The 26,386-nt window shown below is 72.5% G+C and carries 24 protein-coding genes, 6 tRNA genes and 3 pseudogenes; 21 read left to right on the top strand and 12 right to left on the bottom strand.

The genetic code is table 11. From position 1 onward, the window contains the following. Together HLB15_RS13330 and HLB15_RS13325 are read right to left on the bottom strand one after the other, a co-directional pair. Nucleotides 1-419, bottom strand: a pseudogene (locus tag HLB15_RS13330) (hypothetical protein); the annotation flags it as partial. Beyond that, nucleotides 416-1,507: a chorismate-binding protein gene (locus HLB15_RS13325; RefSeq protein ID WP_171106248.1), complete on the bottom strand. Its 1,092-nt coding sequence runs from the start codon at nt 1,505-1,507 to the stop codon at nt 416-418. The gene HLB15_RS13325 and the pseudogene HLB15_RS13330, both read right to left, overlap by 4 nt. A gap of 189 nt (nt 1,508-1,696) precedes the next feature. Between HLB15_RS13325 and HLB15_RS13320 the strand changes: the two genes are divergently transcribed. The 3 genes from HLB15_RS13320 to HLB15_RS13310 all read left to right on the top strand — a co-directional run bounded on the left by HLB15_RS13320 (nt 1,697) and on the right by HLB15_RS13310 (nt 1,971). Beyond that, nucleotides 1,697-1,768, top strand: a tRNA-Gly gene (locus HLB15_RS13320). A gap of 45 nt (nt 1,769-1,813) precedes the next feature. Continuing rightward, nucleotides 1,814-1,884, top strand: a tRNA-Cys gene (locus HLB15_RS13315). Nucleotides 1,885-1,896: 12 nt separating this feature from the next. Continuing rightward, nucleotides 1,897-1,971: transfer RNA gene (locus tag HLB15_RS13310), tRNA-Val, on the top strand. A gap of 49 nt (nt 1,972-2,020) precedes the next feature. On the opposite strand, the gene HLB15_RS13305 is transcribed toward HLB15_RS13310, so the two are convergent. From HLB15_RS13305 to HLB15_RS13295, 3 genes are all read right to left on the bottom strand, one after another. Further along, complete coding sequence (locus HLB15_RS13305) at nt 2,021-2,530, bottom strand: MBL fold metallo-hydrolase (protein WP_171106247.1); 510 nt, start codon at nt 2,528-2,530, stop codon at nt 2,021-2,023. After that, a complete protein-coding gene (locus HLB15_RS13300) occupies nt 2,530-3,096 on the bottom strand; it encodes a dihydrofolate reductase family protein (RefSeq protein ID WP_171106246.1) in 567 nt (188 codons plus the stop codon). Before HLB15_RS13300 ends, HLB15_RS13305 begins: the two co-directional genes overlap by 1 nt. Nucleotides 3,097-3,180: 84 nt before the next feature. Beyond that, nucleotides 3,181-3,579: a PPOX class F420-dependent oxidoreductase gene (locus HLB15_RS13295; RefSeq protein ID WP_229785279.1), complete on the bottom strand. Its 399-nt coding sequence runs from the start codon at nt 3,577-3,579 to the stop codon at nt 3,181-3,183. Between the two features lie 132 nt (nt 3,580-3,711). Between HLB15_RS13295 and HLB15_RS13290 the strand changes: the two genes are divergently transcribed. From HLB15_RS13290 to HLB15_RS13280, 3 genes are all read left to right on the top strand, one after another. Continuing rightward, nucleotides 3,712-3,783: transfer RNA gene (locus HLB15_RS13290), tRNA-Gly, on the top strand. Between the two features lie 24 nt (nt 3,784-3,807). Next, nucleotides 3,808-3,878: transfer RNA gene (locus tag HLB15_RS13285), tRNA-Cys, on the top strand. Between the two features lies 1 nt (nt 3,879). Then, nucleotides 3,880-3,954 (top strand) — tRNA-Val (locus tag HLB15_RS13280). Nucleotides 3,955-4,109: 155 nt separating this feature from the next. Here HLB15_RS13280 and HLB15_RS13275 read toward each other — a convergent pair. Together HLB15_RS13275 and HLB15_RS13270 are read right to left on the bottom strand one after the other, a co-directional pair. Beyond that, nucleotides 4,110-4,796: a tyrosine-protein phosphatase gene (locus HLB15_RS13275; RefSeq protein WP_212759843.1), complete on the bottom strand. Its 687-nt coding sequence runs from the start codon at nt 4,794-4,796 to the stop codon at nt 4,110-4,112. Between the two features lie 11 nt (nt 4,797-4,807). Further along, complete coding sequence (locus HLB15_RS13270) at nt 4,808-6,598, bottom strand: cation:proton antiporter (protein WP_229785280.1); 1,791 nt, start codon at nt 6,596-6,598, stop codon at nt 4,808-4,810. A gap of 207 nt (nt 6,599-6,805) precedes the next feature. On the opposite strand from HLB15_RS13270, the gene HLB15_RS13265 reads away from it, so the two are divergent. The 8 genes from HLB15_RS13265 (at nt 6,806) to pdxS (ending at nt 14,308) form a co-directional block, all read left to right on the top strand. Continuing rightward, nucleotides 6,806-7,078, top strand: coding sequence for a hypothetical protein (locus tag HLB15_RS13265; protein ID WP_189086996.1), 273 nt, complete (start codon nt 6,806-6,808; stop codon nt 7,076-7,078). Between the two features lie 139 nt (nt 7,079-7,217). Beyond that, a complete protein-coding gene (gene thrS, locus HLB15_RS13260; RefSeq protein WP_171106244.1) occupies nt 7,218-9,233 on the top strand; it encodes a threonine--tRNA ligase in 2,016 nt (671 codons plus the stop codon). Further along, nucleotides 9,233-9,811 (top strand): HIT family protein, encoded by a 579-nt coding sequence (locus HLB15_RS13255; protein ID WP_171106243.1) that lies wholly within the window; start codon nt 9,233-9,235, stop codon nt 9,809-9,811. Before thrS ends, HLB15_RS13255 begins: the two co-directional genes overlap by 1 nt. Beyond that, on the top strand, nt 9,811-10,473 hold the full coding sequence (pgsA, locus tag HLB15_RS13250; RefSeq protein WP_171106242.1) for a phosphatidylinositol phosphate synthase: 663 nt from the start codon (nt 9,811-9,813) through the stop codon (nt 10,471-10,473). Before HLB15_RS13255 ends, pgsA begins: the two co-directional genes overlap by 1 nt. Then, nucleotides 10,470-11,420: a phosphatidylinositol mannoside acyltransferase gene (locus HLB15_RS13245; protein WP_171106241.1), complete on the top strand. Its 951-nt coding sequence runs from the start codon at nt 10,470-10,472 to the stop codon at nt 11,418-11,420. Before pgsA ends, HLB15_RS13245 begins: the two co-directional genes overlap by 4 nt. Before the next feature lie 23 nt (nt 11,421-11,443). Then, a complete protein-coding gene (locus tag HLB15_RS13240) occupies nt 11,444-12,640 on the top strand; it encodes a glycosyltransferase family 4 protein (protein ID WP_171106250.1) in 1,197 nt (398 codons plus the stop codon). Continuing rightward, complete coding sequence (locus HLB15_RS13235) at nt 12,637-13,224, top strand: hypothetical protein (protein ID WP_171106240.1); 588 nt, start codon at nt 12,637-12,639, stop codon at nt 13,222-13,224. Before HLB15_RS13240 ends, HLB15_RS13235 begins: the two co-directional genes overlap by 4 nt. A 169-nt stretch (nt 13,225-13,393) precedes the next feature. Further along, entirely contained in the window at nt 13,394-14,308 is a 915-nt protein-coding gene (gene pdxS, locus HLB15_RS13230; protein WP_171106239.1) for a pyridoxal 5'-phosphate synthase lyase subunit PdxS, read from the top strand. Between the two features lie 116 nt (nt 14,309-14,424). Here pdxS and HLB15_RS13225 read toward each other — a convergent pair. Next, a pseudogene (locus tag HLB15_RS13225) lies at nt 14,425-15,317 on the bottom strand (Abi family protein). A gap of 387 nt (nt 15,318-15,704) precedes the next feature. Here HLB15_RS13225 and HLB15_RS13220 point away from each other — a divergent pair. From HLB15_RS13220 to HLB15_RS13210, 3 genes are read left to right on the top strand one after another with little or no spacing between them, the layout of a single operon-like run. After that, nucleotides 15,705-16,427 carry an NUDIX hydrolase gene (locus HLB15_RS13220; RefSeq protein ID WP_171106238.1) on the top strand — a complete coding sequence of 241 codons (723 nt, stop codon included), beginning with the start codon at nt 15,705-15,707 and terminating at the stop codon, nt 16,425-16,427. A gap of 10 nt (nt 16,428-16,437) precedes the next feature. Continuing rightward, the gene (locus HLB15_RS13215; RefSeq protein WP_171106237.1) at nt 16,438-17,592 is read left to right on the top strand and encodes a 5'-methylthioadenosine/S-adenosylhomocysteine nucleosidase family protein; all 1,155 of its coding nucleotides are present in this window, start codon (nt 16,438-16,440) and stop codon (nt 17,590-17,592) included. Then, entirely contained in the window at nt 17,589-19,622 is a 2,034-nt protein-coding gene (locus HLB15_RS13210; RefSeq protein ID WP_171106236.1) for a hypothetical protein, read from the top strand. The genes HLB15_RS13215 and HLB15_RS13210 overlap by 4 nt, the downstream gene beginning before the upstream one ends. A gap of 163 nt (nt 19,623-19,785) precedes the next feature. Here HLB15_RS13210 and HLB15_RS13205 read toward each other — a convergent pair whose 3' ends face one another. Together HLB15_RS13205 and HLB15_RS13200 are read right to left on the bottom strand one after the other, a co-directional pair. After that, complete coding sequence (locus HLB15_RS13205; protein WP_171106235.1) at nt 19,786-20,577, bottom strand: hypothetical protein; 792 nt, start codon at nt 20,575-20,577, stop codon at nt 19,786-19,788. Beyond that, nucleotides 20,574-21,284 (bottom strand): ABC transporter ATP-binding protein, encoded by a 711-nt coding sequence (locus HLB15_RS13200; protein WP_171106234.1) that lies wholly within the window; start codon nt 21,282-21,284, stop codon nt 20,574-20,576. The genes HLB15_RS13205 and HLB15_RS13200 overlap by 4 nt, the downstream gene beginning before the upstream one ends. Nucleotides 21,285-21,446: 162 nt before the next feature. On the opposite strand from HLB15_RS13200, the gene HLB15_RS13195 reads away from it, so the two are divergent. Both HLB15_RS13195 and HLB15_RS13190 read left to right on the top strand, forming a co-directional pair. Continuing rightward, nucleotides 21,447-22,577 (top strand): sensor histidine kinase, encoded by a 1,131-nt coding sequence (locus tag HLB15_RS13195; protein WP_171106233.1) that lies wholly within the window; start codon nt 21,447-21,449, stop codon nt 22,575-22,577. Next, on the top strand, nt 22,559-23,227 hold the full coding sequence (locus HLB15_RS13190; protein ID WP_171106232.1) for a response regulator transcription factor: 669 nt from the start codon (nt 22,559-22,561) through the stop codon (nt 23,225-23,227). The genes HLB15_RS13195 and HLB15_RS13190 overlap by 19 nt, the downstream gene beginning before the upstream one ends. A 20-nt stretch (nt 23,228-23,247) precedes the next feature. On the opposite strand, the gene HLB15_RS13185 is transcribed toward HLB15_RS13190, so the two are convergent. Next, a complete protein-coding gene (locus HLB15_RS13185; protein WP_229785282.1) occupies nt 23,248-23,964 on the bottom strand; it encodes a hypothetical protein in 717 nt (238 codons plus the stop codon). A 62-nt stretch (nt 23,965-24,026) separates the two neighbouring features. Here HLB15_RS13185 and HLB15_RS24255 point away from each other — a divergent pair, with 62 nt between their 5' ends. Then, nucleotides 24,027-24,575, top strand: a complete 549-nt coding sequence (locus HLB15_RS24255) for a S41 family peptidase (protein ID WP_229785284.1) — start codon at nt 24,027-24,029, stop codon at nt 24,573-24,575. Between the two features lie 181 nt (nt 24,576-24,756). Here the strand turns inward: HLB15_RS24255 and relB are convergent. After that, nucleotides 24,757-24,933, bottom strand: a pseudogene (gene relB, locus HLB15_RS24990) (type II toxin-antitoxin system RelB family anti-toxin); the annotation flags it as partial. Nucleotides 24,934-25,143: 210 nt separating this feature from the next. Between relB and HLB15_RS13175 the strand changes: the two are divergent. Further along, a partial coding sequence (locus tag HLB15_RS13175) for a helicase-related protein (RefSeq protein WP_171106230.1) occupies nt 25,144-26,386 on the top strand: 1,243 nt, incomplete at its 3' end.

Raw genomic sequence — 26,386 nt, 5'->3', positions numbered from 1 at the left:
ATGAGCGCGGCAGCGCCGATCATGTGCAGCCCGGCGAGCAGCTCGGGCAGGTGCGCGAGCCGCGGCGCGACCTCGGGCAGGCTGACGAGCTCCCCGGCGAGCTCGCCCGCCGGCACGCCGAGCAGGGCGCGGGCGCCGCGGAGGGTCAGCGACACGCTCACGCCGCGCTGGCGTCCGTCGTGACGGATGGCAGCGGGCCGGGTGTGCAGCCCGGACACGCACGACCACGCACGTCGCCGCGACCCCTCCTGCCCGGCCCAGGACACATCGATCGGCTCGTCCAGGGGCAGCTCGAACGTCAGCGCCGTGCCCGGCAGACCCCGGTGCACGCCCGGTGCCCCCATGTCGACGTCGTACGGGACGACCGCCGAGACATAGGGCGCGAGCGCCGTCGGGAGGGCGGCTGTGCCGTGGGTCACACCTCCACGGTAGCCGTGGGGTCCGACACCGCCGTCGACGCCAGCCCGACCAGGCGCTCCGCCTTGAGCTCGGTCTCGTGCCACTCGGCCGTCGGGTCCGAGCCCCACGTGATGCCCGCGCCGGTGCCGAAGCGGAGCACACCGTCGGCCCACCAGAAGGTGCGGATACCGACCGCGAGGGACGCCTCGCCGTCGTCCACCCAGCCGACCGCACCGCAGTACGGGCCGCGGGGGACCGGCTCGAGCTCGCGGATGAGGCGCAGCGCGCTCGACTTCGGGGCGCCGGAGACCGAGCCGGGCGGGAAGGTCCCCTCCAGGAGCAGGCGCCACAGCTCGCCCGAGCGGGCGACGTCGTCGCGCACCGTGCCGCGCACGCGGGAGACGAGGTGGACCAGACCGGGGTGCTCCTCGACCGCGAGCAGCGACGTCACGGCGACGGTGCCGGGGCGGCACACGGTCTGCAGGTCGTTGCGCACCAGGTCGGTGATCATCACGTTCTCGGCGCGGTCCTTCTCCGTGAGCCCGTCCGGTGTGCGGGCCGTGCCCTTGATGGGGCCGGACTCGACGACCGTGCCGTCCGGTCCGCGCCGCACCGCCAGGTACAGCTCGGGGGAGGCGCTGACCACCCACACCGGGTCCAGGCCGGTGGACGCGGGCACGTGCACGGCGGCCGCGTGCGGCGCGGGGTTGCCGGCGGCCAGGCGGGCGGCGAGGGCACGGGCGTCGGGTTCCTGCCCGTCGGCGGGCAGCGGCGCCGACAGCACCCGGCAGATGTTGGCCTGGTAGACGTCGCCCTCGCGCACATGGTCGCGCACGCGCCGCACGGAGGCCTCGTAGGCGGCCCGGTCCATCGACGTCGCCCAGTCACCGGGCGCCGGCCCGCCCCAGCGGTCGCCGTCCTCCTGGGCCGGGCCGACGGCGTCGGCCACCTGGGCGAACCGCCACGCGCGTGCCCTGCCCTCGAAATCGGCGACGACGAACCAGGTGCCCGTCGCGAGCCGTCCGGGCTCGGCGCGGACGTCCACGCACTCGACGGCGCCGGAGGCGACACGGCCCGCGAAGCTCGCCCAGCCGGTGTCGTGCGTCACGGCGTCGGGCGGGCCATGAGGCCAGGTCGGGGCGCGACCGGCGCGATCACGCGGCCCGCGCGCAGGCGCTGGGGAGAGGAGACCACGGGACAACCGTACGGCGGCGCGCGCGATTGGACGGTTCGCCCCTCGGTCGATTACTGTTCATCACGCCGGAACACCGGGGGAAACCCCAGGACGACCGGCTTCGCGGATGTAGCTCAGTGGTAGAGCATCACCTTGCCAAGGTGAGGGTCGCGGGTTCAAGTCCCGTCATCCGCTCGGAACACCGCTCTCTCGGGCTCTCGGCCCAGAGAACCCGAGCATGGTGGGTTGGCCGAGAGGCGAGGCAGCGGCCTGCAAAGCCGTATACACGGGTTCGAATCCCGTACCCACCTCGCAGGCGCGACGGGCGATTGGCGCAGCGGTAGCGCGCTTCCCTGACACGGAAGAGGTCACTGGTTCGATCCCAGTATCGCCCACCAGCAAGGCCCCGGACCACGTGGTCCGGGGCCTTTCGCACGTCCCGCCCTGCTACCCGCGCCCCCGCCACCGCGCCACGCTCCGCGCCTGCCCCTCGTGGATGTCGGCGACCCACTCCCACCCCGGCTCGACCCCGGGACCGAGCCGCGGGTCGTCGGGCGTCCGGCCCGCTCCCAGCGCCACGACGTACGCGCGGTCGAGGTCGATCCGCGCCCGCACCTCGTCGGCTCCGGCGGCGACGTCACCGTGCCCCGGGACGGCCACCCGCACCCGGTCGCCGAGCCCCGCGAGGCGGTCCAGCCCGGTCAGGTACCCGGTGAGCGGGTCGCTCTCCTCGGTGAAGTCGTCGAGCATGGGCACGAAGACGTCGGACAGCATGTCGCCCGCCGCGAGCACGCCGGCCTCCTCGACCAGCAGGGCCGCGTGGCCGGGGGAGTGGGCGGGATGCTCCACGACGCGCACGGCCGGCCCGTCCCACGGCACGTGGGTGGCAGCGGCGGGCAGGGCGGCCACCCGGCCGAATCCGTCCAGGGTCATGTCGTCGGCGATCGCGGTCAGCATCAGCGGCCTACCCCGGGCGGGGCGTCCAGAACCGTCGGGACGTACTCCAGCAGCTGCAGGTCGCCGTCGAAGATCCGGTGCGTGACCAGGTCGAGCGAGACGTCCGGGTAGCCGTCGAAGACGCGCTCCTTGCCGGAGGCCCCCGTGATCACGGGGAAGACGACGACGCGGAAGGTGTCGACGAGGCCCGCCCGGAGCAGGGAGCGGGACAGGCTCAGGCTGCCGAGCGTGCGCAGCGGGCGCTCGTGGGTCTCCTTCAGCTCCCGGACGGCCTCGACGGCGTCACCGGTGACCAGCTCGGTGTTCGCCCAGTCGAGGGGTTCGGTGAGGACCGAGGAGAACACGATCTTCGGCAGGTCGGCCATCGGGTCGTCGGGGGTGCCACCGTGCTTGGCCGACATCATGCGGTACGTCGTCGCGCCCAGGAGCGTCGTGTGCCGGGTCTCGGCGTCCTCGCCGAGAAAGGCGAGGTACTCGGGGCCGCCTCTGCCCCAGAGCTCCGGCCAGCCCTCGGCCGCGGCGTAGCCGTCGAGCGAGATGATGAGGTCCACCATGAGGTCGGGCACCGGTCTCTCCTTCGTGGTCCTGGGTCGTGCTGCTTGTTCAGGCTCCTGGACGGTGAGACCGGTGCCCCGGCCGTGACTCATCGGTCACTGCGTCGTGTAGTGCTCCACGCTCATCACGAGGATCACGCGGTCCGCGCTGTCCGGGGGCGGCGTCTGGTCGGGGTTGCCGTAGCGCTTGCCGAGGTGCACGTAGAAGTCACCGGTCGGGTCCGGGACGACCTCGACGAGCTTCCCGCGCACCTCGAGGTAGTTGAACGGGTTCTCGGGGTTGACGATCGCGAGGCTCATCGAAGGGTTCTGCTGCAGGTTGCGGAACTTCGCGCGGTGGGTGGTGTGCGTGAAGCGCAGCGTCTCGCCGTCGAAGTCGAACCACATGGGGTTGACCTGCACGCCGCCGTCGGGGCGGACGGTGCCCAGGAACGCGTAGTTCGGGTTCTGCAGCAGGTGGATCAGGTGGGCGGGGATGATGTCCGTGGCGCTCATGCCGTCGAACATAGCCCCGCGCCCAGCCCCGTGCAGGTGGCGCGGGCATTTCGATTGGACCGGCACGCCGTTCGTGAACTACTCTTCCGGAGCGTCACCACGCGGGGCCGACGGCCTCGTGAGGGTGCATTCGCGGATGTAGCTCAGTGGTAGAGCATCACCTTGCCAAGGTGAGGGTCGCGGGTTCAAGTCCCGTCATCCGCTCGATACCCGCATCGGTGGGAGCACGGTGGGTTGGCCGAGAGGCGAGGCAGCGGCCTGCAAAGCCGTACACACGGGTTCGAATCCCGTACCCACCTCGGGCGATTGGCGCAGCGGTAGCGCGCTTCCCTGACACGGAAGAGGTCACTGGTTCGATCCCAGTATCGCCCACCAGCAGCCCCGGACCATCACGGTCCGGGGCTTTCTGCATGAACCCCGTCCGGGGTCCGCTCCGAGAACGACCTCGGGGACAGATCGGAGCCCGAAAGTGTCCCGCAGGTCGTTCTCGACGCCCGTCGCCGCGGGGCATCGGGCGGGGGCCGCAGCCCTCAGCCGGCCAGGCGGGCGCGCAGCGCCCTGATGTGGCCCGGGGTCAGGCCGCCCGCCGTCAGGTAGGCCTCCACCGAGCCGTGCTCGGCCCGCAGGTGCGCCAGGGCGCCGAGGATCACGGCCCGCGTCGGGTCCGTCTCCCGGCCCGCCGGGATCGCGCGGTCGGGGTCGAGCGCCGCGTACCGGGGCGCGAGCCGGGCGTTGGTCTCCTCGTAGTCGGCGCCGATCGCGTCCGGCTCCGCGCCCACCACGCTCAGGACAAGCGCCACGACCAGGCCCGTGCGGTCCTTCCCCGCGGCGCAGTGCACCAGCACGGGCCCCTCGGGGGCGTCGGCGACGGCGGCCACGGCGCGCGCGAACAGCTCGGGCCGCCGGTCCAGCAGGCCGGTGTAGAGGTGGACCCACGGACCCTCTTCGGGGTCGCCGGGGCCCTGGACGGGCAGGTGCTGGTCGGCGAGCGGGCTCGGGAACAGCGCCGTCTCGTCGGGCCGGCGCAGGTCGATGACCCGCACCGGCCCGTACGCCCGCGCGGCGGCCACGCCGTCGTCGGTGAGGAACGCCGGGCTGTCGGAGCGCACGAGCGCACGCGGCAGCACGGTGCCGCCGCCGGTGAGCGGCATGCCGCCCAGGTCGCGCACGTTGAGGCAGCCGGGCCAGTCGAGGTGGAGCGGGGTGTAGTCCGTCACGTCGACGGAGGCTAGCGCTCCGGCTCGGCCTCGCGCAGGGGAGCCCGGCCCTTGCGCATCTCGACGGCGATCTGCTCGGCGTCCAGCAGGTCGAGCAGCTTGCCGAGCTGCGCCGAGTCGTACGTACCGGCCGCCCGCGCCGCGAGCAGCTCCTCGCGCTGGGCCGCGATCGTGGCCAGGCGCAGCTCCCGGTACTGGGCGAAGCGCTCCTTGTCGAGCACCGCGTCCTCGTCCTGCGACTCGTGCTCGCGCACCATGTCCTTGCGCACGCGGGCCACCACGGCCGTGTCGTACCGCGAGCCGTCGGGCCGGCGCGGGCTCTCCAGGAACGCGCGGGCGGCCTGCTCGGTGTCGCGGCGCAGCGCGGGCAGGTCGTTCGCCGTGTCCTGGCCGACGAGACCCAGCCGGCGGGCCACCCACGGCAGGGTGCTGCCCTGGACCAGCAGCGTGCCGAACGCGACGCCGAACGCGACGAGGATGAGGAACGAGCGGCTGGGCGTCTCCGGGGGGAGCGTCTGCGCCGCGGCGAGCGTCACCACGCCGCGCATGCCCGCCCACACCAGCAGCGTGCCCTCGCGCCAGCCCAGCGGGCGGGACAGGTCGTAGTCGATGTCCGCCCGGCGCCGCCGCACGACGTCCTGGATACGGTCGATGCGCTCGGCGGTCGAGCGGCGCCCCTTGCGGCGTCGTCCGGTCGGGCCGGTGTCCTCGGTCGTGTCGGCGGTGCGCGACACCGTGGCGGCCCGCTCGTCGAGCCGGTCCTGGAAGGCCGTGAGGGTGGCCCGCACGGCCTCACCGCGCCGGGCCCTGCGGGCCTGGATGCCGATCAGCGGCGTGACGAACGCGGTACGCACCACGAGGATGGCGACGCTCGCGACGCCCGCGACCACGACGGCCCGCCAGACCGACCCGTGCTGGACGTGCACGTCCTCGACCAGTGCGAAGAGCTCCAGGCCCATGACGAGGAACACCGCGCCCTCGAGCAGCAGCTCCACCGTGTGCCAGTTGGACCGCTCCGCGATGCGGTCCCGCGGCCGCAGGTGCCGGGCGGCGCCGTTGCCGGTGACCAGGCCCGCCGCGACGACGGCGACCAGGCCGGAGGCGTGCAGCTCCTCGGCCGGCAGGTAGGCGGCGAACGGCACGACGAACGACATGGCGGTGCTCAGCGCCGCGGTCTGCAGGCGCTTGCGGATGCGCAGACCGATCCAGCCGACGGGCACGCCGATCGCGACAGCGACGCCCGCCGCGTACACGAAGTCGCCCACGACCTCCCACAGGCTGACCGACGCCGCCGTCGCCGCGATCGCGGACCGGAGCAGCACGAGGGCCGACGCGTCGTTGAGCAGGGACTCGCCCTCGAGCATGGTCACGCTGCGCGGGGACGCGCCGAGGCGCTTGACGATGGACGTCGCGACGGCGTCCGTGGGGCTGACGATCGCGCCGAGCGCGATGGCGGTGGCGAGGTCGACGCCGGGCACGAGCCACCGGAACAGCAGGCCCATGAGCACCGAGCTGAGCACGACGAGCAGCACCGACAGCCCGCCGATCGCCGTGAAGTCGCGGCGGAAGTCCATGGACGGCAGGCCGACGGCGGCCGAGTAGAGCAGCGGAGGGAGCACGCCGGCGAGGATCAGCTCGGGAGGCACCTCGACGGCGGGTACGAAGGGCAGCAGGCTGAAGCCGGCGCCGAGCACCACGAGCACGAGCGGGGAGGCGACCCCCGCGCGCGGGGCCAGGGCCGTGACGGCGATGACGATGGTGGCCGCGACGACCGCGATGGTCAGGAACTCCAGGTTCTCCACGAGGTGACGGTACGAGACGCCTGCGGCGCCCGCCGAGCGCGCCACTCCGGTTCGCGGTATACGCGACGTGTGTCACGTTTCGCGACCGGGCGCGGGCCTCGCTGCCGTGCGCACCACCGTGCGCGCGCGTAGGTTCGAACCGACGGCGGGTCCCCGTCGTCGCCGCAGGGGGCGCACCGTGGTGTGCCTGACGAGAGGAGTCGGACCATGGGGCTTTTCGACAAGGCCAAGGAGTTCGTGACGGACAAGGACAACGTCGAGAAGGCACGCGAGCAGCTCACGGACGAGCGGGTCGACGCGGCCACCGACAGGCTCAAGGGCATGGCGCCCGACCAGGCCGACGGCGCCATCGACCAGCTCGGTGACCGCGCCAAGGACTGGGGCGGCAACGAGCAGGAGGAAGGCCGCCAGACCGAGCGCCGCGCCGCCGAGCAGGCGGGCGAGCACCGCGGCGAGCAGCGCGGCCACGAGGGCCGCTGAGCAGCCGCCCGCGGCACACGCCGCCGTCGCGCCCGCGCTTGCGGCGCCCGCGACGTGCGGTCGGTACGATCGAGGGGCACCGTCGGCGACGACGGTGCCCCTCGATCCGTTTCTCGTCCCTCTTCCTAGGAGCACCGTCGTGTCCGACGTCGTATCGCCGCCCAGCACCACCGATCTCACCCCGGCTGAGAGCCCCACGGAGGCGACGACGACCACGGAGACGACGACCGGCACGCAGCTGTTCGGCGAGCGCCGCGACGTCGTCGTCGTGCGGGTGGACGGCGAGCTGTGGGACCTGGACCGGGAGATCCCGGCCGGGCACAAGGTCGAGCCGGTCACGATCTCCGAGCCGGACGGGCTCGCGGTGCTGCGGCACAGCGCCGCCCACGTGCTGGCCCAGGCGGTCCAGCAGGTCAACCCGGACGCCAAGCTCGGCATCGGCCCGCCGGTGACGGACGGCTTCTACTACGACTTCGACGTCGAGAAGCCGTTCACGCCCGAGGACCTCAAGGCGCTCGACAAGGCGATGAGCCGCATCATCCGGGAGGGGCAGACCTTCCGCCGCCGCGTCGTCACCGAGGAGGAGGCGCGCGCCGAGCTCGCGGACGAGCCGTACAAGCTGGAGCTCATCGGCCTCAAGGGCGGCTCGGACGACGAGAACGGTGAGAACGTCGAGGTCGGCGGCGCCGAGCTCACCATCTACGACAACGTGCGCGGTGCCGGCCGCGAGAGCGAGACCGTGGTCTGGAAGGACCTGTGCCGTGGCCCGCACCTGCCGAGCACCCGCCTCATCGGCAACGGCGTGCAGCTGATGCGCAGCGCGGCCGCCTACTGGCGCGGCAGCGAGAAGAACCCGATGCTGCAGCGCGTCTACGGCACGGCGTGGCCGAGCAAGGACGAGCTCAAGGCGTACCTGGACCGCCTGGCCGAGGCCGAGCGGCGCGACCACCGGCGCATCGGCACCGAGATGGACCTGTTCAGCTTCTCCGACGAGGTCGGCTCCGGCCTGCCGCTGTTCCACCCCCGCGGCGGTGTGATCAAGCGGGTCATGGAGGACTACGTGCGGCAGCGGCACATCGAGGAGGGCTTCTCCTACGTCGGCACGCCGCACATCACCAAGGACGGGCTGTTCCACACCTCGGGCCACCTGCCGTACTACGCGGACACGATGTTCCCCGAGATGGACCTGGAGGGGTCGAAGTACCGCCTCAAGGCCATGAACTGCCCGATGCACAACCTGATCTTCGCCTCGCGCGGGCGCTCCTACCGTGAGCTGCCGCTGCGCCTGTTCGAGTTCGGCTCGGTGTACCGGTACGAGAAGTCGGGCGTGGTACAGGGCCTGACCCGCGTGCGCGGCCTGACGCAGGACGACTCGCACTCGTACGTGACGCCCGAGCAGGCGCCGGGCGAGGTCAAGCACCTCCTGAACTTCATGCTCTCCGTGCTGCGCGACTTCGGCCTCGACGACTTCTACCTGGAGCTGTCCACGCGGGACGACTCCAAGCCCGACAAGTTCGTCGGGTCCGACGAGGACTGGGCCGCCGCCACGAAGATCCTCGAGGAGGTGGGCCGCGAGACCGGCCTCGAGCTCGTGGCCGACCCGGGCGGCGCCGCGTTCTACGGCCCGAAGATCTCGGTCCAGGCCAAGGACGCGATCGGCCGCACCTGGCAGATGGGCACGGTGCAGTACGACTTCAACCAGCCCAAGGGCTTCGGCCTGGAGTACACGGCCGCCGACGGCACCCGGCAGCAGCCGGTGATGATCCACTCGGCCAAGTTCGGCTCGATCGAGCGGTTCATGGGCGTGCTCATCGAGCACTACGCCGGCGCGTTCCCCGCCTGGCTCGCGCCCGTCCAGGTCAAGCTCGTGCCGGTGGCCGAGGCGTTCGACGACTACGTCAAGGACGTCGCGGCGCAGCTCACCGCGCGCGGCGTGCGCGTCGAGGTCGACCTGTCGGACGACCGGTTCGCCAAGAAGATCCGCAACGCGTCCAAGGAGAAGGTGCCCTTCACGCTCATCGCGGGCGGCGAGGACGCCGAGGCCGGTGCGGTCTCGTTCCGGTTCCGTGACGGCACGCAGGAGAACGGCGTGCCCGTGGCGGACGCCGTCGAGCGCATCGTGACCGCCGTCGCCGAGCGGGCGCAGCAGGCCTGATGGAGCCGACCGGTCAGGACCGGGCGGACTTCGGCCCGCCCGCGGACGGGTACCAGCGGCTGTGGACGCCGCACCGCATGGTCTACATCGGCGGGCAGGACAAGCCCGCCGACTCGAGCGTGGGGCAGTGCCCGTTCTGCCGCATCCCGCAGGGCGACGACGAGCAGGGCCTCGTCGTCGCCCGCGGGCAGCGGTGCTACGTGGTGCTCAACCTCTACCCGTACAACTCGGGGCACCTCATGGTGCTGCCGTACCGCCACGTCTCGGACTACACGGACCTCGACGAGGCCGAGACGGCCGAGCTCGCGCGGATGACTCAGCACGCCGTGCGCGTGTCGCGCGCCGTCTACGCCCCCGCAGGCTTCAATCTTGGTATCAACCAGGGCGAGGTGGCCGGTGCGGGCATCGCGGCGCACCTGCACCAGCACGTGGTGCCACGCTGGCTGGGCGACGCGAACTTCCTGCCGGTCGTGGCGCAGACCAAGGCGCTGCCGGAGCTGCTCGCGGACACCCGCCGTCGGCTCGCCGAGGCCTGGGACACGGTTGACGACACGGTCGAGGACACGAAGGAGAACTGATGCTGCGGGGCCTGCGCTCCTTCATGACGCGCCTGTTCACGCCCCTGGCCCGGCTCCTGCTCGCCCTGCGCGTCTCGCCCGACGCCGTGACCGTCGCGGGCACGGTGATCGTCACCGTCGCGGCGCTCGCGCTGTTCCCCACGGGGCACACGCTCGCCGGCGGCCTGGTGGTGGGGTTCTTCGTGCTGTTCGACTCGCTCGACGGCGTCATGGCGCGTCTCTCGGGCCGGTCCGGTCCCTGGGGCGCGTTCCTCGACTCGACGCTCGACCGCATCTCCGACGGCGCGGTGTTCGCCGGGATCACGCTGTGGTTCGTGCTGCACCCCGACGAGGCCACCGGCCTGTGGGGCACGACGGCGGCGCTCGCGTGCCTCGTGCTCGGCAGCGTCGTGCCGTACGCGCGGGCCCGGGCCGAGGGCGTCGGCGCGACGGCGCAGGTGGGCATCGCCGAGCGCGCCGACCGGCTGGTGCTCGCCCTCGTGCCGTACGCGTTCGTCGAGGTGGGGCTGCCGGTCGTCGTGCTCGAGGTGGTGCTGACGCTGCTCGCCCTCGCGAGCCTCGTCACCGTGCTGCAGCGGATGGCGACGGTGCGGCGCCAGCTCGCGCCGTCGGCGCCGGGCACGCAGGAGCCTGCCGCGGCCGCGGGAGGCGAGGCCTCGTGAACGTCGCCGACTTCTACACGTTCGCCTGGCGTCACGCGACCAGGGTGCCCGAGCCGCTGCTGCGCGCGGTGTTCACCGCGGTCGCCGACGTCACCTGGCTACGGCGCGGCAAGGCCGTGCGGCGCATGGAGTCCAACTACGCCCGCGTGCGCCCCGAGCTCGACGAGGCAGCGGTGCGCCGGCTGTCCCGGTCGGGCATGCGCAGCTACATGCGCTACTTCCGCGAGGCGTTCACGCTGCAGGGCGTCACCCCGGACCAGCTCCGCGCCCGGGTGCGCGTCGAGGGCTACGACGAGCACGTGCGCCCGGTGATCGCCGACGGCGGCGCCGTGTCCCTCGCGCTGGGCCACCTCGGCAACTGGGACCTGGCGGGCGCCTACGGGTCGCAGAACCTCGCCGGGGTGCTCACCGTCGCCGAGCGGCTGAAGCCTGCGGAGCTCTTCGACGAGTTCGTGCGGTTCCGCAACGCGCTCGGCATCGAGGTGCTGCCGCTGGGCGGTGGTGACGTGCTCGGCGCCCTGGTGCGTGGCGCGAAGGAGGGCGGCCGCCTGATCCCGCTGCTCAGCGACCGCGACCTGACCTCGACCGGTGTCGAGGTCGATCTCGCGGGCCACCGCGCCCGCGTCGCCGCGGGGCCCGCGCTGCTCGCCCTCGAGGCCGGGGTGCCGGTGTCGGCGGTCGGCATCTGGTACGAGCGGCTGCACGGTGCGCGGCGGCGGGCCGCCGGGACGCCGTGGGGCATCGTCATCCACTTCTTCCCGCCGCTGCCCGAGCCGGACGCCGCCCGCCCGCGCGACGAGCAGGTCCGCCTGCTCACCCAGGGCTGGGTCGACCAGCTCTCCCGCACGCTGGTGGCGCACACGCAGGACTGGCACATGCTGCAGCGGGTCTTCGTGGCCGACCTCGGGCCCGCCCGGCAGCGCGCCTCCGGGGGTGCGACGGGGTGAGTCCGGCCCGGCGGCGCGGCCACCTGCGGGTCGGCATCGTCTGCCCGTACTCCTTCGACGCCCCGGGGGGCGTCCAGTTCCACGTGCGCGACCTCGCCGAGGCGCTGCAGGCCGCCGGGCACGAGGTCTCCGTGCTCGCGCCGTCGAGCGACGACACCGAGCTGCCCGACGTCGTGACCGCCGCCGGGCGGGCCGTGCCCGTCCCGTACAACGGCTCGGTGGCGCGGCTGACCTTCGGGCCCGTGACCGCGAACCGCGTCCGGCGCTGGCTCGAGGGCGGCATCGACGGGCGCCCGTTCGACATCGTCCACCTGCACGAGCCGATGGTGCCGTCGCTGTCGATGCTCGCGCTGTGGCAGGCCACGCAGCCCGTCGTGGCCACGTTCCACACCTCGCAGACCCGCTCGCGGGCGCTCCAGGTGGCCTACCCGCTGGTGCGGCAGTCGCTGGAGAAGATCGCCGCCCGCATCGCCGTGTCGGAGGACGCCCGGCGCACCCTCGTGGACCACCTGGGCGGCGACGCCGTCGTCATCCCGAACGGCGTGTACGCGGACGTGTTCGCCAGCAGCCCCCGCCGGCCGGAGTGGACCGGCACGCCCGAGGCACCCACCGTCGCGTTCCTCGGCCGGCTCGACGAGCCGCGCAAGGGCCTGGACGTGCTCGTCGGCGCCGTGCCGGCCATCCTCGACCGGGTTCCCGGCGCCCGCTTCCTCGTCGCCGGCCGGGGCAACGGGGCCGTCGCCGAGACCCGGCAACGTCTCGGCGACCGGGCCGCGTCCGTCGAGTTCCTCGGCGGGGTGTCCGACGCCGACAAGGCCGCGCTGCTCGCCTCCGCCGACCTGTACGTCGCACCGCAGACCGGCGGGGAGAGCTTCGGCATCGTGCTCGTGGAGGCGATGAGCGCGGGGTCCGTCGTCGTGGCGAGCGACCTCGGCGCCTTCCAGCGGGTCCTGGACGACGGCGCGGCCGGTGCCCTGTTCCGCAACGGCGACCCGGCCGACCTCGCCGCGACCGTGCTCGACCTGCTCGCCGACCCCGCGCGTCGCGACGCCTACCGCGCCCATGCCGCGCGCTGGGTGCAGCGGTTCGACTGGTCGGTGGTCACCGAGCAGGTGCTCGCCGTCTACGACATGACGCTGGCCGCCGACCACGCGATCGGCGGCGACGTCGTCGGCCGCGTCATGGGGCTGTTCCCGCGGCGTGTGCGGGGGGACGCATGAGCTGGTCCGAGACGGCGCTCGTCGCCCTGGTCGTCCTGGCGGTCGCTCTGGTGCTCGCCTGGCGCGGGGCCTCGCGCCTCGACCGCCTGCACCGCAAGGTCGCGGCCTCCCGGATCGCGCTCGACGCGCAGCTCGTGCGGCGCGCGTCGGCCGCGGTGGAGCTCGCGGCGTCGGGCGCCCTGGACCCGGCGAGCGCCGTGCTCGTGGCCGACGCGGCCTACGCCGCCTCCGACGCCGGGCCGGTCACCTCGCCCGCCGCCGCGCTCCAGATGGACGGCCTGGGGGCCGACCGCGAGCGCGCCGAGTCGGGGCTCACGGCGACGCTGCGCGAGGTGCTCGGCGCCCCGGAGACCGCCGACGAGCTGCTCGCGGGCTCCTCCAGCGAGGTCGTCGCCGCGCTGGGCGACGCCTGGTACCGCGCGACGCTGGCGCGCCGCTTCCACAACGAGGCGGTGGCGCAGGCCCGGCGCGTGCGCCGCCTCTGGTACGTGCGGCTGCTGCGCCTGGCGGGGCGTGCGCCCATGCCGCGGACGGTCGAGCTCGACGACGTGCTGCCGCACGCCCTGGAGCCGACGGCGGGCTGAGCGGCCGGGTGCGGGACGCGTACCGGACGGGCGGGTGCCCGCAGGGCGGGACGGGCTCGGGGACGACCGTAACCGGGCGATAACATGGGTTCAGGGCGCCGACCGCGCCCGGGACGACCGGCGTCGAAACCACCGGCAAGAACTCTGCCGAGAACTATGCGAGGTAACCGTGACTGAATCCGTGACCGGCGAGAACTCCGTGGGCACGGTCGGCACCGCGCGCGTGAAGCGCGGCATGGCCGAGATGCTCAAGGGCGGCGTCATCATGGACGTCGTCACGCCCGACCAGGCGAAGATCGCCGAGGACGCGGGCGCGGTCGCCGTCATGGCGCTGGAGCGGGTGCCCGCGGACATCCGCGCGCAGGGCGGCGTGTCGCGCATGAGCGACCCCGACATGATCGACGGCATCATCGAGGCCGTCTCGATCCCCGTCATGGCGAAGGCCCGCATCGGCCACTTCGTCGAGGCGCAGGTGCTGCAGTCCCTCGGCGTCGACTACATCGACGAGTCCGAGGTGCTCACGCCCGCCGACTACACCAACCACATCGACAAGTGGAACTTCACCGTTCCCTTCGTGTGCGGTGCGACCAACCTGGGCGAGGCGCTGCGCCGCATCACCGAGGGCGCCGCGATGATCCGCTCGAAGGGCGAGGCCGGTACCGGCGACGTCTCGAACGCGACCACGCACATGCGCAAGATCCGCCAGGAGATCCGCCGCCTCACGGCGCTGCCGGAGGACGAGCTGTTCGTCGCGGCCAAGGAGCTCCAGGCGCCGTACGAGCTCGTCAAGGAGATCGCGACGACGGGCAAGCTCCCCGTCGTGCTGTTCACCGCGGGCGGCATCGCCACCCCGGCGGACGCCGCGATGATGATGCAGCTCGGCGCCGAGGGCGTGTTCGTCGGCTCGGGCATCTTCAAGTCGGGCAACCCGGAGCAGCGCGCCAAGGCGATCGTCCAGGCGACGACGTTCCACGACGACCCCGATGTCATCGCCAAGGTCTCCCGCGGCCTGGGCGAGGCGATGGTGGGCATCAACGTCGAGGAGGAGCCGGCGCCGGTGCGGCTGGCCGAGCGGGGCTGGTAGGAGTCGCCCGCAGAGGGTGCAGTTGACGGAGGCGCCGAGGACCTGAGGGCCCTCGGCGCCTCCGCCCTGGTGGACGTGCCGCTGACGTGCGGCACCCACTGACAGTCCGGGGGAGGTCAGCCGCGCCAGAGGTCGAGCGACTCCCAGCCCTGCGGAGCCCCCGTCGACGCGATTGTCAGGGCGTGCGACTCCGGGAACGTCCGCAGCAGCGCTGCCAGTTGCTTTGCCCAGTTCGAATCGGCGTCGACGGACGGCAGGATGTAGGCGATCACGGCGAGGGCGTTGTAGGTCCCGAAGACGCCCTTGGCCGTCTTCTCGTCCCGTAGGTGGTCGAGGACAGGGGTCTGCCCCGCCTTCGGGCGAGTTGGCGCGTGCTGGAGCTTCCTGTTGAACAACCGGGAGTGGTGCGCCGCGACGTTGCGGACGTAGTTCAGGCTGGCGAGCCAGCTGGCCATCATCTTCTTTGTCGGAACCCCGAACGCCAGGGCGATCTCCTCGGCGTCCTGCTGGTGCATGCCGCGGTAGAGCACGGAGAGGTGGCCGAGCTCCAGGATCTCGGTGAGCGCCCAGACCGGCATGCGGTCGTCGTACTTCTCCCGGAAATGCTTGACGAACTGCTCGTCTGAGCTGGCTTTCCTGCCGTTGACGCGTTGGAGCCACTGTACGTGCCTGCTCGGTGCGGGGTCCCGGGCGTCAGTGCTCTCGGTGGTGAACGCCTCGGTGAAGCAGTTCGGGTCCTCGTAGGAGAAGGGGACCTCCTGCCGAGCGCGTAGCCGATTCGCATGCGGACCGCGACCTGGATGCGCTCGACGCCGTCCATGACCAGCATCCGTAGTCGCCGGTCGAAGTCGACGATGTCCTCGGCGTGTCGGAGCGTCGTCCCTGCCCGGTAGTCGCTGAGCACGCGGATCCGCGTGCGGCCGTCGCTGTCGATGTGCTGCTCGGACGCGCGGAACGGGTAAAGGTAGCCGGTGAGGCTGTAGTAGCCGACTGAGTGGAGCACCGACATGGCTCTGCCGCGGTCCTCGATCCCGACTCCGTGGCCCGCCAGTCGGTCGATCTGCTCGTCGACGGACAGCCACGGCTTCGCATACTCCGCCATGGTCCTCCCGGGAAAAGAAAATCAGCCCGCGCCTTGCGGCAACGGGCTGATCGTGATGGCTCCAGGCTAGCACGAGAAGCTTGCTCGGCTCGAGGGCGCGCCCGGCCCGGAACGCAGCGTGGGTACTGACGCTCCGATCCAGAGGTCTGGGTCTGCGGGGCCGTCCTCAGGGCTGGGTGTGTGCGACGCGGTCGACGAACACACCGCAGCCCCGTCAGGGGAACCGTTGCGGGTACTTGTTGTGACGCGACTGACCTGACTATCATTCTTGTCAGATCTACAAGAGAGGGCGACATGTCGGGTACGAGTGACTTATGGGAACCGCCGGAGATCCAGGTCGCGGTCGACATCGTGATCCTGACGATGCGGGCGTCGGTGTTCCACGTGCTGCTGATCGAGCGGGGCGAGGAACCGCAGGCTGGTACCCAGGCGTTGCCCGGCGGCTTCCTCAACAACAAGTGGGAGGGGATCTATGACGCTGCGCTACGCGAGCTGAAAGAGGAGGCGGACCTTGACGCCTCCGGTCTGCACGTCGAACAGCTGGCAGCCTACGGCGAGCCCGGGCGCGACCCACGCGGTCGTGTGTTGTCGGTGGCCTATATGGCGATCGCTCCGGGGCTGCCGGAGCCGAGCGCCGGCACCGATGCCTCCGATGCCGCGTGGGTCCCGGTCGAGGATGTCCTGTCCGGCAAGGTCTCGCTGGCCTTCGACCACCGGCAGATCGTTCGTGACGCGGTCGAGCGCGCGCGTTCCAAGCTGGAGCGCACATCCCTGGCGTTGGCCTTCTGTGGCAGGACCTTCACGCTCACGGAGTTGCAGCACGTCTACGAGGGGGTGTGGGGATGCTCGCTCGACCCGCGCAACTTCTACCGCAAGGTTCAGAACATTCCCGGCTTCGTCGAGCCGGCCGGATCGGTGCGGCGCATGGCAGCGGGGCGTCCTGCTCGGCTGTTCCGAGCCGGAGGAGGAACGGTGCTCTACCCACCGATGGTGCGTCCCGTGCCGACCGAGTCGTAGAGGAGCAGCGATGTCTGATCTGGTCGTCGTACTGACCGCGTTGAACCTGGAGTACGCCGCGGTCCGAGAGCATCTGGCCGACGTGGAGCTGCGCCGTCACGGTGCCGGGACCCGGTTCGAGATCGGGCATGTCCCGGAGTCGAGATGTCGGGTCGCGCTCGGTCTGACCGGCGTCGGTAACCAGTCCGCCGCGGTGCTGGCAGAACGTGCGATCCAGTCGTTCGAGCCTGCGGCCGTCGTGTTCACGGGCATCGCCGGGGCGCTCTGGGACGGGATCTCGCTGGGGGACGTCGTCGTCGCGGACCGGGTCTACGCCTATCAGGGAGGCACGAGCGAGGACGACGGCCTCAAGGGGCGCCCGCGGACGTGGGAGACGTCCCACGCAGTGAGCCAGGTGGCGCACCACCTGGAGCGCACGGGGACGTGGACCCGTCGGCTGGGCGAGGGGATCGATGCGCCCACGGTGCGGTTCGGTGCCATCGCCGCCGGCGAGATCGTGCAGAACTCGCGGGTCTCGAGGGAAGCGCGGTGGATCCGCGAGCACTTCAACGACGCCACGGCGATCGAGATGGAGGCTGCCGGCATTGCTCAGGCAGGCCATCTCAACAGCGCCCCCGTCGCGATCATCCGGGGGATCAGCGACCGCGCCGACGGACACAAGACGACGACGAACGATGCGAACTGGCAGCCACGAGCCGCGGCGAACGCCGCGGCTTTCGCCGTGGAACTCGCGGCGGAACTTGTCAACGAGTCCAAGGAGGACGTCATGGCAGAGAGCAAGCCCGGCGACATCTCGATCGGCGGAGGCGTCACCAACACGGTGTCCGGCGGGGTGGTGGGACAGATGGGCGGCGTGATCTCGGGTGGCACGGTGCACCTGTCGGCAGGGTCTCAGCAGGCCAGCGGGCCGTTCGACGTCGTGGAGGCGTTGCGCGAGCTGCGAGCGCTCGTCGACGAGCGACACGCCGACGGGGCGATCGACGAGGAGACACACCAGGACGCGGTGAGGGAGGTCGTCACGGCAGAAGGAGCGTTGACCGCCGCACCCCGCGCTCCGAAGAAGGCGCTGAATGCACTGAAGCGCCTGAGCGGGCTGTTGGCGGACGTCACCGATGTCGCCGACAAGACGAAGGACCTCGCCGACGCAGTGCAGGACCTGGCATGAGCTCGGCCGGTGCGTGGCAGAGCGGTGCACCTGGCGGGGCGTGGCAGAACGGAGCACCCGTCGGGCCTCCGAACGATGCGGCGGCAGACGGCGCAGGCGGAGTCCAGAACGTTGCCGCCGATGGATCGACTGTCGGCATGCAGGCGGGCGTGATCAATGACAGCACGGTGCATATCCACAGCACGTTGTACCAGGTCAACAGTGAGGACCCACCGGAAAAGCAGTTCGAGGCGGGACGCCTTCGCCTGGAGGGGAGGCTCCCGAGGGAAGCGGAGCACCACATCAGCAACGCGAGGTTCGCGGGGCTCGACACGCCTGAGGTCCGGTACTTCTGGCTGCTGTCCATGTTCAGCATGCGTTCGGTGCGCGACCTGTCGCGGGAGGAACGGGACCGTGTTCTCGATGTCGCCGAGTCGGCCCGCCATGAACGCGAAGCGGGTCGGTACGCGGAGCCCCTTCGTACGGTGGGCCTGCTGGTCCGGCACGCGTTGAAGGGCGAGGGCGACGCCGGCAGCGTGGTCAGCAGCCTCTCCGTCCTTCCGGAGGAGCGCCGCGCCGAGATCGAATACCACCTGGAGAACGTGTTGTCGGGGGTGGCCAAGGAACACGTCTGGCGTGACATCGTGGAGCGGGCGCGGGCGGAGAGGTACGCAAACGGCAGGGTCGACCGGGCCTGGGCCTACTTCCATGCGGTGCCGGCACGGCCGCGGGTCGCGGAGGTGTCGACGCCGGCGGACGGGACCGCCGGACGCGCGACGGCGATCCTGGCGTCACTTCCTGCGGCGCTCACCGCACTGCTTCTCGTGATCGGGGCTCTGGGCAACCTCAATCCGACGGCGATCGTCGCGCTCGTCGTCGTCGGGTTCGGTGGCGTGATCGGTGTCAGAGACGCTTTCGCCTGGCGGGCTCTCCACAGCGCGGCGGCGGTCCTGGACAAGCGGCACGAGACGCCGGAGCAGAAGCCGAGCACCTGGTTCACCGTCAATCTTCGACGGAACTTCGACGCCGACTTCAAGAAGTATCGGCCCGAGGGAATCACCGCGGAGGCATGGCTGGCCGAGACACACGGCATGAGGCAGTTCCTCCAGCAGGACCTGGCGTATGCCTATGTCGACGATCCATCCGTCACGAACAGCTCGGTTCGGTGGATGAGCAGGTACTTCGCCAAGGACGCCGCTCGCCGATGGGCCGAAGGGACCTTTCGCGCGCGCCAGGTGGCGTCGTTCGACGGCGTGGCGGCCGCTCGTTGCGTCCTGGCCCTGGGTGTTGCTGCCGTTGCACTCCTGGTCGCGGTGTTCTCCGAGGCGGACGCTGCGACGGTCCTGTTCTTCGTCATCTCGCTCTTCACCACACCTGCAGCGGTGCGCGGTTGGTACCGGGGATATGCCGCGCAGCGGATCGTCGACGCTCTCCGGCAGGACGCCGCGAACCGCCTGGAGCTCCTCGAGGTCGAGTACCGGCGGTGGAGCACGATGCTCGAGTCCAGGCGTCCGAGCGACCTGGAGATGGAATCCTGGCTGCGCGCTGATACGACGATCCTGGTCGACGACGCTCTGAGGAAGTACCGCGTCTCGTGGCGGGACGTGATCGCGCGGGTCGTTGTGACGAGCCCGCACGGCGACTACCGCCGCGCCCGGATCACCGGAGGGCCGTGGTGGTACACGCACATGACCATGCAGGTGTACCTGATGACAGATCTGGGTGTCCGTGCGTTCGGTGTCCCGTCGAACTTCCGGCAGGGGACCTTCGGGCCTGCCACGGAGGACACATTCAGCTACGACGCGCTGAGCTCTGCCCGGCTGGAACCACGACCTGGTGGGAGCCGTATCCTCGTGCTCACGCTGAACTCCGGGCAGTCCACCGTGATCAACATCATTCCTGGGCTGGAGAACTCGGAGCAGCCGTCGGAGAACGAGGTCTACGAGAACGTCCGCCTCAACACCGACGCCTCCGGGATCGAGTATGCGCTGCATGTTCTCCAGGGGGTAGCTGCGGAGAAGAGGGCGTGGTTCGTGAACACGAGCCACTGACCGGAGTCGGTGGCGACCACACACGCGCGTGACGAGGAGCCTCCGCAGACACCGTGCCTGCGGAGGCTCCTCGCGTCCCGAAGAGTTGACAGCGGGTACTCCCACCCCTTGGGCGCGTGGCCCTCTCGCGTCGGCGGACGGCTCCGGCCGTCCTTGCGTGCCGCTAGCGCAGCTCGATCCGCCTCACCCGGAGAACACCGAGCAGGAACGGCACCACCACCCACAGCCCGATCGAGGCGAGGAGCGGACCGACCGCCTCGGGGCTCATCTCGCCGTCGGCCAGCGGGACGGTGGTGCCGTTCAGGTCGAACCAGCGCGCGAGCGTGCTGCCGAGTTCGCCGGTGAGTCCGACGAACCCCCAGGCGATCGAGGCCACGAGGTAGACGACGATCGACGCCGCGCCGTTGAGCAGCAGGGCGCCCAGCGCGACACCGCACAGGGTGAACAGCACATTGGTCGCCGTCCAGCCGACCAGGGCCACCGGGTCGAGCGCGAAGCTCGGCTCCGTGCCGCGCGCGGCGCTCGCGGCGGTGGTCGGGTAGGCGACGGCGATCATCAGGGCGCTGGTGGCGACCGCCACCACCGTCGCGGCGACGGCCTTGGCGGCGAGCACCCGCCCGCGCCGCGGCTCGAGGGCGAACGTCGTGAGCGCGGTGCGCCTGCTCCACTCGCTCGTCACCGAGACGATCCCGAGGATCGGCAGGAACAGGCTCAGGACGGGCCCCGTGCCGGTGGCGACGTCCTGGACGCCCGGGACGTCCTGGGCGAGGACGACGGTGCGGACGATCATCGCCCCGACCGCACCGAGCACGAGCAGGGTCAGGAGCACGAGTGCTGTCCGGGTGTCGGTGAGCTTGCGGATCTCCACGGTGGCCAGCCGCGCGAACGGCACGGTGCGCGAGGGCGACACGTCCCCGGGGAGCCGGCCGGTCCAGGGCAGGGTGGTGCTGCTCATGCGGCGCTCCGATCCTCGGTCGAGGTGAGGCTGAAGTAGCGGGTCTCGAGGTCCTGCGCCGTGGTGTCGTCGATCGTGGTGTCCTCGAGGATGCGGCCGCGGCCGATGATGACGACGCGGTCGGCGAGCTGAGCCACCTCGTGCAGCAGGTGGGAGCTCAGCAGCACGGCGCACCCGGCGTCCGCCACGGCGCGCAGCAGGTCGCGGACGGCGCGGATGCCCTGCGGGTCGAGGCCGTTCGCCGGCTCGTCGAGCACGAGCGCCCTCGGTGAGCCCAGGAGGGCCTGCGCTATCCCGAGGCGCTGGCGCATCCCGAGCGAGTAGCCCTTGACGGTGCGCCGGCTCTCGGCGACGGAGAGGCCGACCAGATCGAGCACCTGGCCCACACGTCGGCGGTCGACACCGATGACCGCGGCGGCGAGGGCCAGCGTCTCGGCCCCCGTGCGGCCGGGGTGGACCGCCTGGGCGTCGAGGAGCGCGCCCACCGTTGCCGCGGGGTTGCTGATCGCCGCGTACTGCCGCCCGTCGATCGTCGCTCGGCCGGAGGTGGCGCGGGTGTGGCCCAGGAGGATCCGCATCGCGGTGGTCTTGCCCGCACCGTTGGGCCCGAGGAAGCCCGTGACCGAGCTCGCCGGCACTTCGAACGAGACGTCGTCGAGCGCGAGGGTCGCGCCGTATCTCTTGGTGAGGTGGTCGAAAGTGATCATGGCTCCAGTCCAGCGGTCGCCGGACGCGGGTGCTACGGACCGCGGGCCAGGCCCTGGGCGGCAGGTCTGCGTGGTGCCGGCGGGACCGTCGACGTCGGTCTACGCACCTGTCGACCGAGGTCGCTGGTCGCGGTCGGTACCGGCTGCCTACGATCGGTCGCGATGAGACCGCTCACCCGCCGGCAGGAGCTGCTGCGCTACGCCATCGCGGCGACGCCCCTGGTCCTGGTCGGGCTCGGCTGGGTGTTCATCGTCGCGCAGGGCATCGCCGAGCTGCCGCGGGCCGGCCTCGACGTGGCGCTCGGAGCGGTCGGTCTGGTCCTGCTGCGGTGGCGCCGGCGCCTGCCGTTCACCGTCGCGGTCGTGACCGCTCTCCTCACCGTCGAGTCCGGCTCGGTCACGGGTGCCGCGTTCGTGGCTCTCGTGTCGCTCGCCACCCACCGCGACGCCTGGCGTACCGCCGGGGCCGGCACCGTGCTGTGGCTCGCGTTCGTCGGCACCTCGTACCTCGACTCGGGCTGGGAGGTGCCCACCCTGGTGGCCGCGATCGGCGGCGCCGTGACGATCGCGTGCCTGGTGGGCTTCGGCCTGTACCTGCGGAGCACGCGGGACCTCGCGTCGTCGGAGGACCGGCGGCGGGAGGCGGAGCGGCGCGACGGGCTGGAGCGGGCGCGCGCCGGGGAACGGGCGCGGATCGCGCGCGAGATGCACGACGTGCTCGCCCACCGGCTCTCGCTCCTGTCCCTCCACGCCGGCGCGCTCGCGCACCGCACCGACCTGACCGCCGACGAGGTCCGCCAGGCGGCGGCGGTCATCCGGGACAACGCGCACGCCTCGCTCGAGGAGCTGCGCGGCACCCTCGGCTCGCTGCGCGAGGAGGACCCGCTCGGCGGCCCGCAGCCCTCGTTCGACGACCTGCCCGCCCTCGTCTCCGAGGTGCAGGAGGCGGGCCAGCGCGTCGTGTACCGCTCGGCGCTCGAGCACGGGGAGCAGCTGCCTCCACAGGTGGGCAGGCACGTCTACCGGATCGTGCAGGAGGCGCTGACCAACGCGCGCAAGCACGCGCCGGGCGCACCCGTGACCGTCGAGCTGAGCGGCGCGTCCGGGGCCTCCGTCGAGGTCCGCGTGACGAACGCGACCCGGGGGACGGGCACGGTGCCCGTATCCTCCGACGGGCTAGGACTCATCGGGCTCGGCGAGCGGGCGGCGCTCCTCGGCGGAACCCTGACTCATCGCGACGACGGCGACCGGTTCGTCGTGGAGGCATCCCTGCCATGGAGCGTGACCGCGTGATCCGCCTGCTGCTCGTCGACGACGACCCGCTCGTCCGCCGGGGCCTCGGCCTGATCCTCGGCGGTGAGCGCGACATCGAGATCGTCGGCGAGGCCGCCGACGGGATCGAGGCCGAGACCGCGACCCGCGACCTGGCTCCCGACGTGGTGCTCATGGACGTCCGCATGCCGCACCAGGACGGCGTCACGACGGCGGAGCACCTGCTTCGGCGGCCCGACCCGCCCGCGATCATCATGCTGACGACGTTCCACGTCGACGACCTGGTGCTGCGTGCCCTCGCCGCCGGCGTGTCGGGCTACGTCCTCAAGGACGCGGCACCCGACAAGGTGATCGCGGCGATCCGGTCCGTGTCCGCCGGCGAGCCCGTGATGTCGCCGACCGTGGCTCGTCAGGTGATCACGGCGGCGACCGCCGGCACGGCCGACGACGCGAAGCGGGCGGCCGCGCGCGCCGGGCTGGACGTCCTGACACCGCGTGAGCTCGACGTCGCCCTGGAGATCTCCCGCGGTGCGAGCAACGCGGAGATCGCGGCGCGGCTGTTCGTCAGCGTCGCCACCGTCAAGGCGACGGTAACCCGCATCTTCCTCAAGCTCGAGACGGACAACCGCGTCACGATCGCGCTGCGGGTCCGCGACGCCGGCCTGGTCTGACCGCACCTGCCGCGCGGGGGTCAGCCGGCCGGGACGATCCCGGTGCGGCCCTCCCACGTGCCGTGCTCCGCGAGCGGACGGAAGCGATAGGTGGCGAACTCGTGGTGGAAGTCGCGGCGCCGCCGCTCGGCCATGGCGTCCGCGTGGCGCCGGTCGGCGGGCGCGGACCGGCCGCGCACCATCTCCTCCATCTCCCGCACCGTGCGCCACACCGAGAACGTGGCGATCGTGCGCGGCGGCCGGAACGCGGCCAGGGCGAGCGTCGTGCCGGGATGGCCGCGCACCTGCCGCTCGACGGGCTTGCCCCAGCGCAGGAAGCGGGGCACCTCGGGCAGCCGCATCCGCGCGACGGTCACCGCGACCACGGGTTCCTCCGGGCCCCAGGACCCGGCCCGGGCGGGCAGACCGGGCAGCGCGGCCAGCGTCGACCAACGGCGCAGGTACTCCAGGCGGATGTGCCAGCCGGCGGCCAGGTGCCGGCCGAGCGGGTCCTCGGCGAGGAAGCGGTCCACGGACTCCTCGTCGCGCCACTGGGCGAACACCGCGACCCGCCGCAGCTGCAGGCGGTCGGGCGACACCGTGGGCGCGCCCAGGCGCATGAGCGCGAGGCACTCGGCGTGGTCGAGGCCGGGCGTCGTGCCCGCCGACGGCGGGCGCAGCAGCGCCCGGGCCGTCACGGCCGGCGGCAGCTCGGCCAGGTGGAACGTGTGCATCATCGGGCGCGCTCCGTGGGTCACGGGCACGCATTCTCGCAGGATCTTTCGTTGACGTGGCGCGCCGGGCCCTCGTGACTCCACGCATGCTGATCAGCGAGGTCAAGGATCTCGTGCGGACCCACTACGTCTTCCCCGACGTCGCGTCCGACATCGCCGACGTGCTCGACCGGCTCGCCGTCGAGAGCACCGACGAGCCCGCGTTCGCCGAGGCCGCCACGGCCGCCCTCCGGTCGGTCAACGGGGACCGGCACCTGCGGGTGGGCCACTACCCCGACGGCGTGCCGCCGGAGAAGGACGACGAGGAGGTGCGCGCCTGGTTCGCGTCGCTGGCGCGGGAGGACGGCCCGTCGATCAGCGAGGTGCGCCGCCTCGACGGCAACGTGGGCCTGCTCACCGTCGGGCCGCTCGTCCTGCCGCCCGAGTACGTCGGCCCCGCGGCGTCGGCGGCGTTCACGCTGCTGCAGGGCGTGCGGCGTCTCGTGATCGACCTGCGGGGCTGTGCCGGCGGGGTGCCCGAGTCCGTCGCCCTGCTGGTGAGCCACCTGCTCGGCGACGAACCGGTGCACCTGCTCGACCTGATCCACCGGGACGGGTCCGTCGTCCGCTCCTCGACGCCAGGGTGGCCAGGTTGAGCAGCACGAGCAGCCGCAGCAGCGGCGCGTCCCGCCACAGCACCTCGGCGAGCAGGGTCCCCGCCAGCAGCACGCCCTGGACGGCCATCCCGGCCAGCTGGGGACCGTAGCGCCGGCGCCGCTCGACGCTCCAGATCTGCGTGAGGTCCGTCTCGAACACGAGAATCACCCCGTCGAGGCCGAGTCCGAGCCCGATCGCGCGCAGCGTGCTGACCCGCGGCCGCCCCACCGCGCCGCGCTCGATGTTGCTGATCGACCGCACGGCGACGCCGGCCCGCTCGGCGAGCTCCTCCTGGGTCAGCCCCGCACGCCGGCGGAGCCGTGCGAGCGGGTCGTGCGAGGAACTGTGCGCGATCATGCGGCTCCCGAGGAACGTGAACGGCGTGAGTCCGTGGACGGACCCATCGTGCGCCGACCCCACCCGGTCCCCGTTGCAGGTTCCTGCAACGCGCGCCCCGTCGAAGGACGTCTGCCCGCGGAGCTGATCCCCGGCGCCGTCCTGCCCCTGGCCCAGGGGGCGGGGCGGTGCCGTGCGGGCGACGTCGCGAGGATCGGTTAGCGTCGGGGCGTGCTGCTTCCTGACGTGTCGGTGCCCGGCGCGGACCTGCCCGTGCGGACGGCCCTGTCCCCGACGGTCGACGCCGTCCGGTCGCGCGGCACCGCCGTGCTCGTCGCGCCGCCCGGCTCCGGGAAGACGTCGTTGCTGCCCCTCGCGCTGGCCGACGCGCTCGGCGGCACGGTCGTCGTCGCCGAGCCGCGCCGCCTGGCGACCCGTGCGGCCGCGACGCGGCTGGCGTCGCTCGTCGGCGAGCCGCTCGGGCGGCGGGTCGGGCACGCGATGCGCGGCGAGCGCAGCGGCGGCCCGGACCTGCGCGTCGAGGTCGTGACGACCGGGCTGCTCGTCCGGCGGCTGCAGCAGGACCCGGAGCTGCCGGGCGTGTCCGCGATCGTCGTCGACGAGTGCCACGAGCGGCACCTCGACGCGGACCTGCTCCTCGCGCTGGGCCTCGACGTGCGCGCCAACCTCCGGGACGACCTGGCGCTGGTCGCGACCTCGGCCACCGCGGACACCGTCCGGCTGAGCCGGGCGCTCGGCGCGGACGGACCCGCGCCGGTGGTCACCGCGACGGCGGCGCGGCACGAGGTCGCGGTCGAGTGGACGCCGCCACCGGTCGCCACGCCGCTGCTCCCGGGCGGGCGCGTGGACCCGCGCCTGCTGGACCACGTGGCCGACGTCGTGCGGCGGGCGTGCGCCGAGAACGAGGGCGACGTCCTGGTGTTCGTGCCGGGCGAGGCCGAGATCCACGGCGTGTCCCGCCGGCTGGCGGGGGAGAACGTGCTGCCGTTGTTCGGTCGCCAGTCCCGGGCCGAGCAGGAGCGCGCGCTGACGCCGTCGGTCACGCGCCGCGTCGTGGTCACGACGTCCGTGGCGGAGAGCTCGCTGACCGTGCCGGGGGTGCGCGTGGTGGTGGACTCCGGGCTGGCCCGCGAGCCGCGCACCGACCAGGCCCGCGGCCTCGGCGCGCTGGTGACCACGCGGGTCTCGCGGTCGTCGGCCGAGCAGCGCGCGGGGCGGGCCGGTCGCGAGGCGCCGGGGCGCGTCTACCGCTGCTGGTCGGAGACCGACCACGCGCGCCTCGACGAGCACCCGGCGCCCGAGATCGCGACGGCGGACCTGGCGTCGTTCGCCCTCGACCTGGCGGCCTGGGGCGCGCCCGGCGGCGAGGGGCTGACCCTGCTCGAGCAGCCGCCCCGCCCCGCCATGGACGCCGCGACCGGGCTGCTGCGCGCCTTCGGGGCCGTGGACGACG

This window comes from Promicromonospora citrea (assembly GCF_013004695.1).
Taxonomy (GTDB): Bacteria; Actinomycetota; Actinomycetes; order Actinomycetales; family Cellulomonadaceae; genus Promicromonospora; species Promicromonospora citrea.
The sequence above is the reverse complement of the archived record's forward strand: the minus strand, read 5'-3'. Positions and strand labels throughout refer to the sequence as shown.

Bases quoted from the DNA above. Each gene is read 5' to 3' on its own strand.
- HLB15_RS13305 (WP_171106247.1), bottom strand. From the start codon at position 2,530: ATGCTGACCGCGATCGCCGACGACATGACCCTGGACGGATTCGGCCGG.
- HLB15_RS13295 (WP_229785279.1), bottom strand. From the start codon at position 3,579: ATGAGCGCCACGGACATCATCCCCGCCCACCTGATCCACCTGCTGCAG.
- HLB15_RS13265 (WP_189086996.1), top strand. From the start codon at position 6,806: ATGGGGCTTTTCGACAAGGCCAAGGAGTTCGTGACGGACAAGGACAAC.
- HLB15_RS13255 (WP_171106243.1), top strand. From the start codon at position 9,233: ATGGAGCCGACCGGTCAGGACCGGGCGGACTTCGGCCCGCCCGCGGAC.
- pgsA (WP_171106242.1), top strand. From the start codon at position 9,811: ATGCTGCGGGGCCTGCGCTCCTTCATGACGCGCCTGTTCACGCCCCTG.
- HLB15_RS13235 (WP_171106240.1), top strand. From the start codon at position 12,637: ATGAGCTGGTCCGAGACGGCGCTCGTCGCCCTGGTCGTCCTGGCGGTC.
- HLB15_RS13220 (WP_171106238.1), top strand. From the start codon at position 15,705: ATGTCGGGTACGAGTGACTTATGGGAACCGCCGGAGATCCAGGTCGCG.
- HLB15_RS13215 (WP_171106237.1), top strand. From the start codon at position 16,438: ATGTCTGATCTGGTCGTCGTACTGACCGCGTTGAACCTGGAGTACGCC.
- HLB15_RS13210 (WP_171106236.1), top strand. From the start codon at position 17,589: ATGAGCTCGGCCGGTGCGTGGCAGAGCGGTGCACCTGGCGGGGCGTGG.
- HLB15_RS13205 (WP_171106235.1), bottom strand. From the start codon at position 20,577: ATGAGCAGCACCACCCTGCCCTGGACCGGCCGGCTCCCCGGGGACGTG.
- HLB15_RS13200 (WP_171106234.1), bottom strand. From the start codon at position 21,284: ATGATCACTTTCGACCACCTCACCAAGAGATACGGCGCGACCCTCGCG.
- HLB15_RS13195 (WP_171106233.1), top strand. From the start codon at position 21,447: ATGAGACCGCTCACCCGCCGGCAGGAGCTGCTGCGCTACGCCATCGCG.
- HLB15_RS13190 (WP_171106232.1), top strand. From the start codon at position 22,559: ATGGAGCGTGACCGCGTGATCCGCCTGCTGCTCGTCGACGACGACCCG.
- HLB15_RS24255 (WP_229785284.1), top strand. From the start codon at position 24,027: ATGCTGATCAGCGAGGTCAAGGATCTCGTGCGGACCCACTACGTCTTC.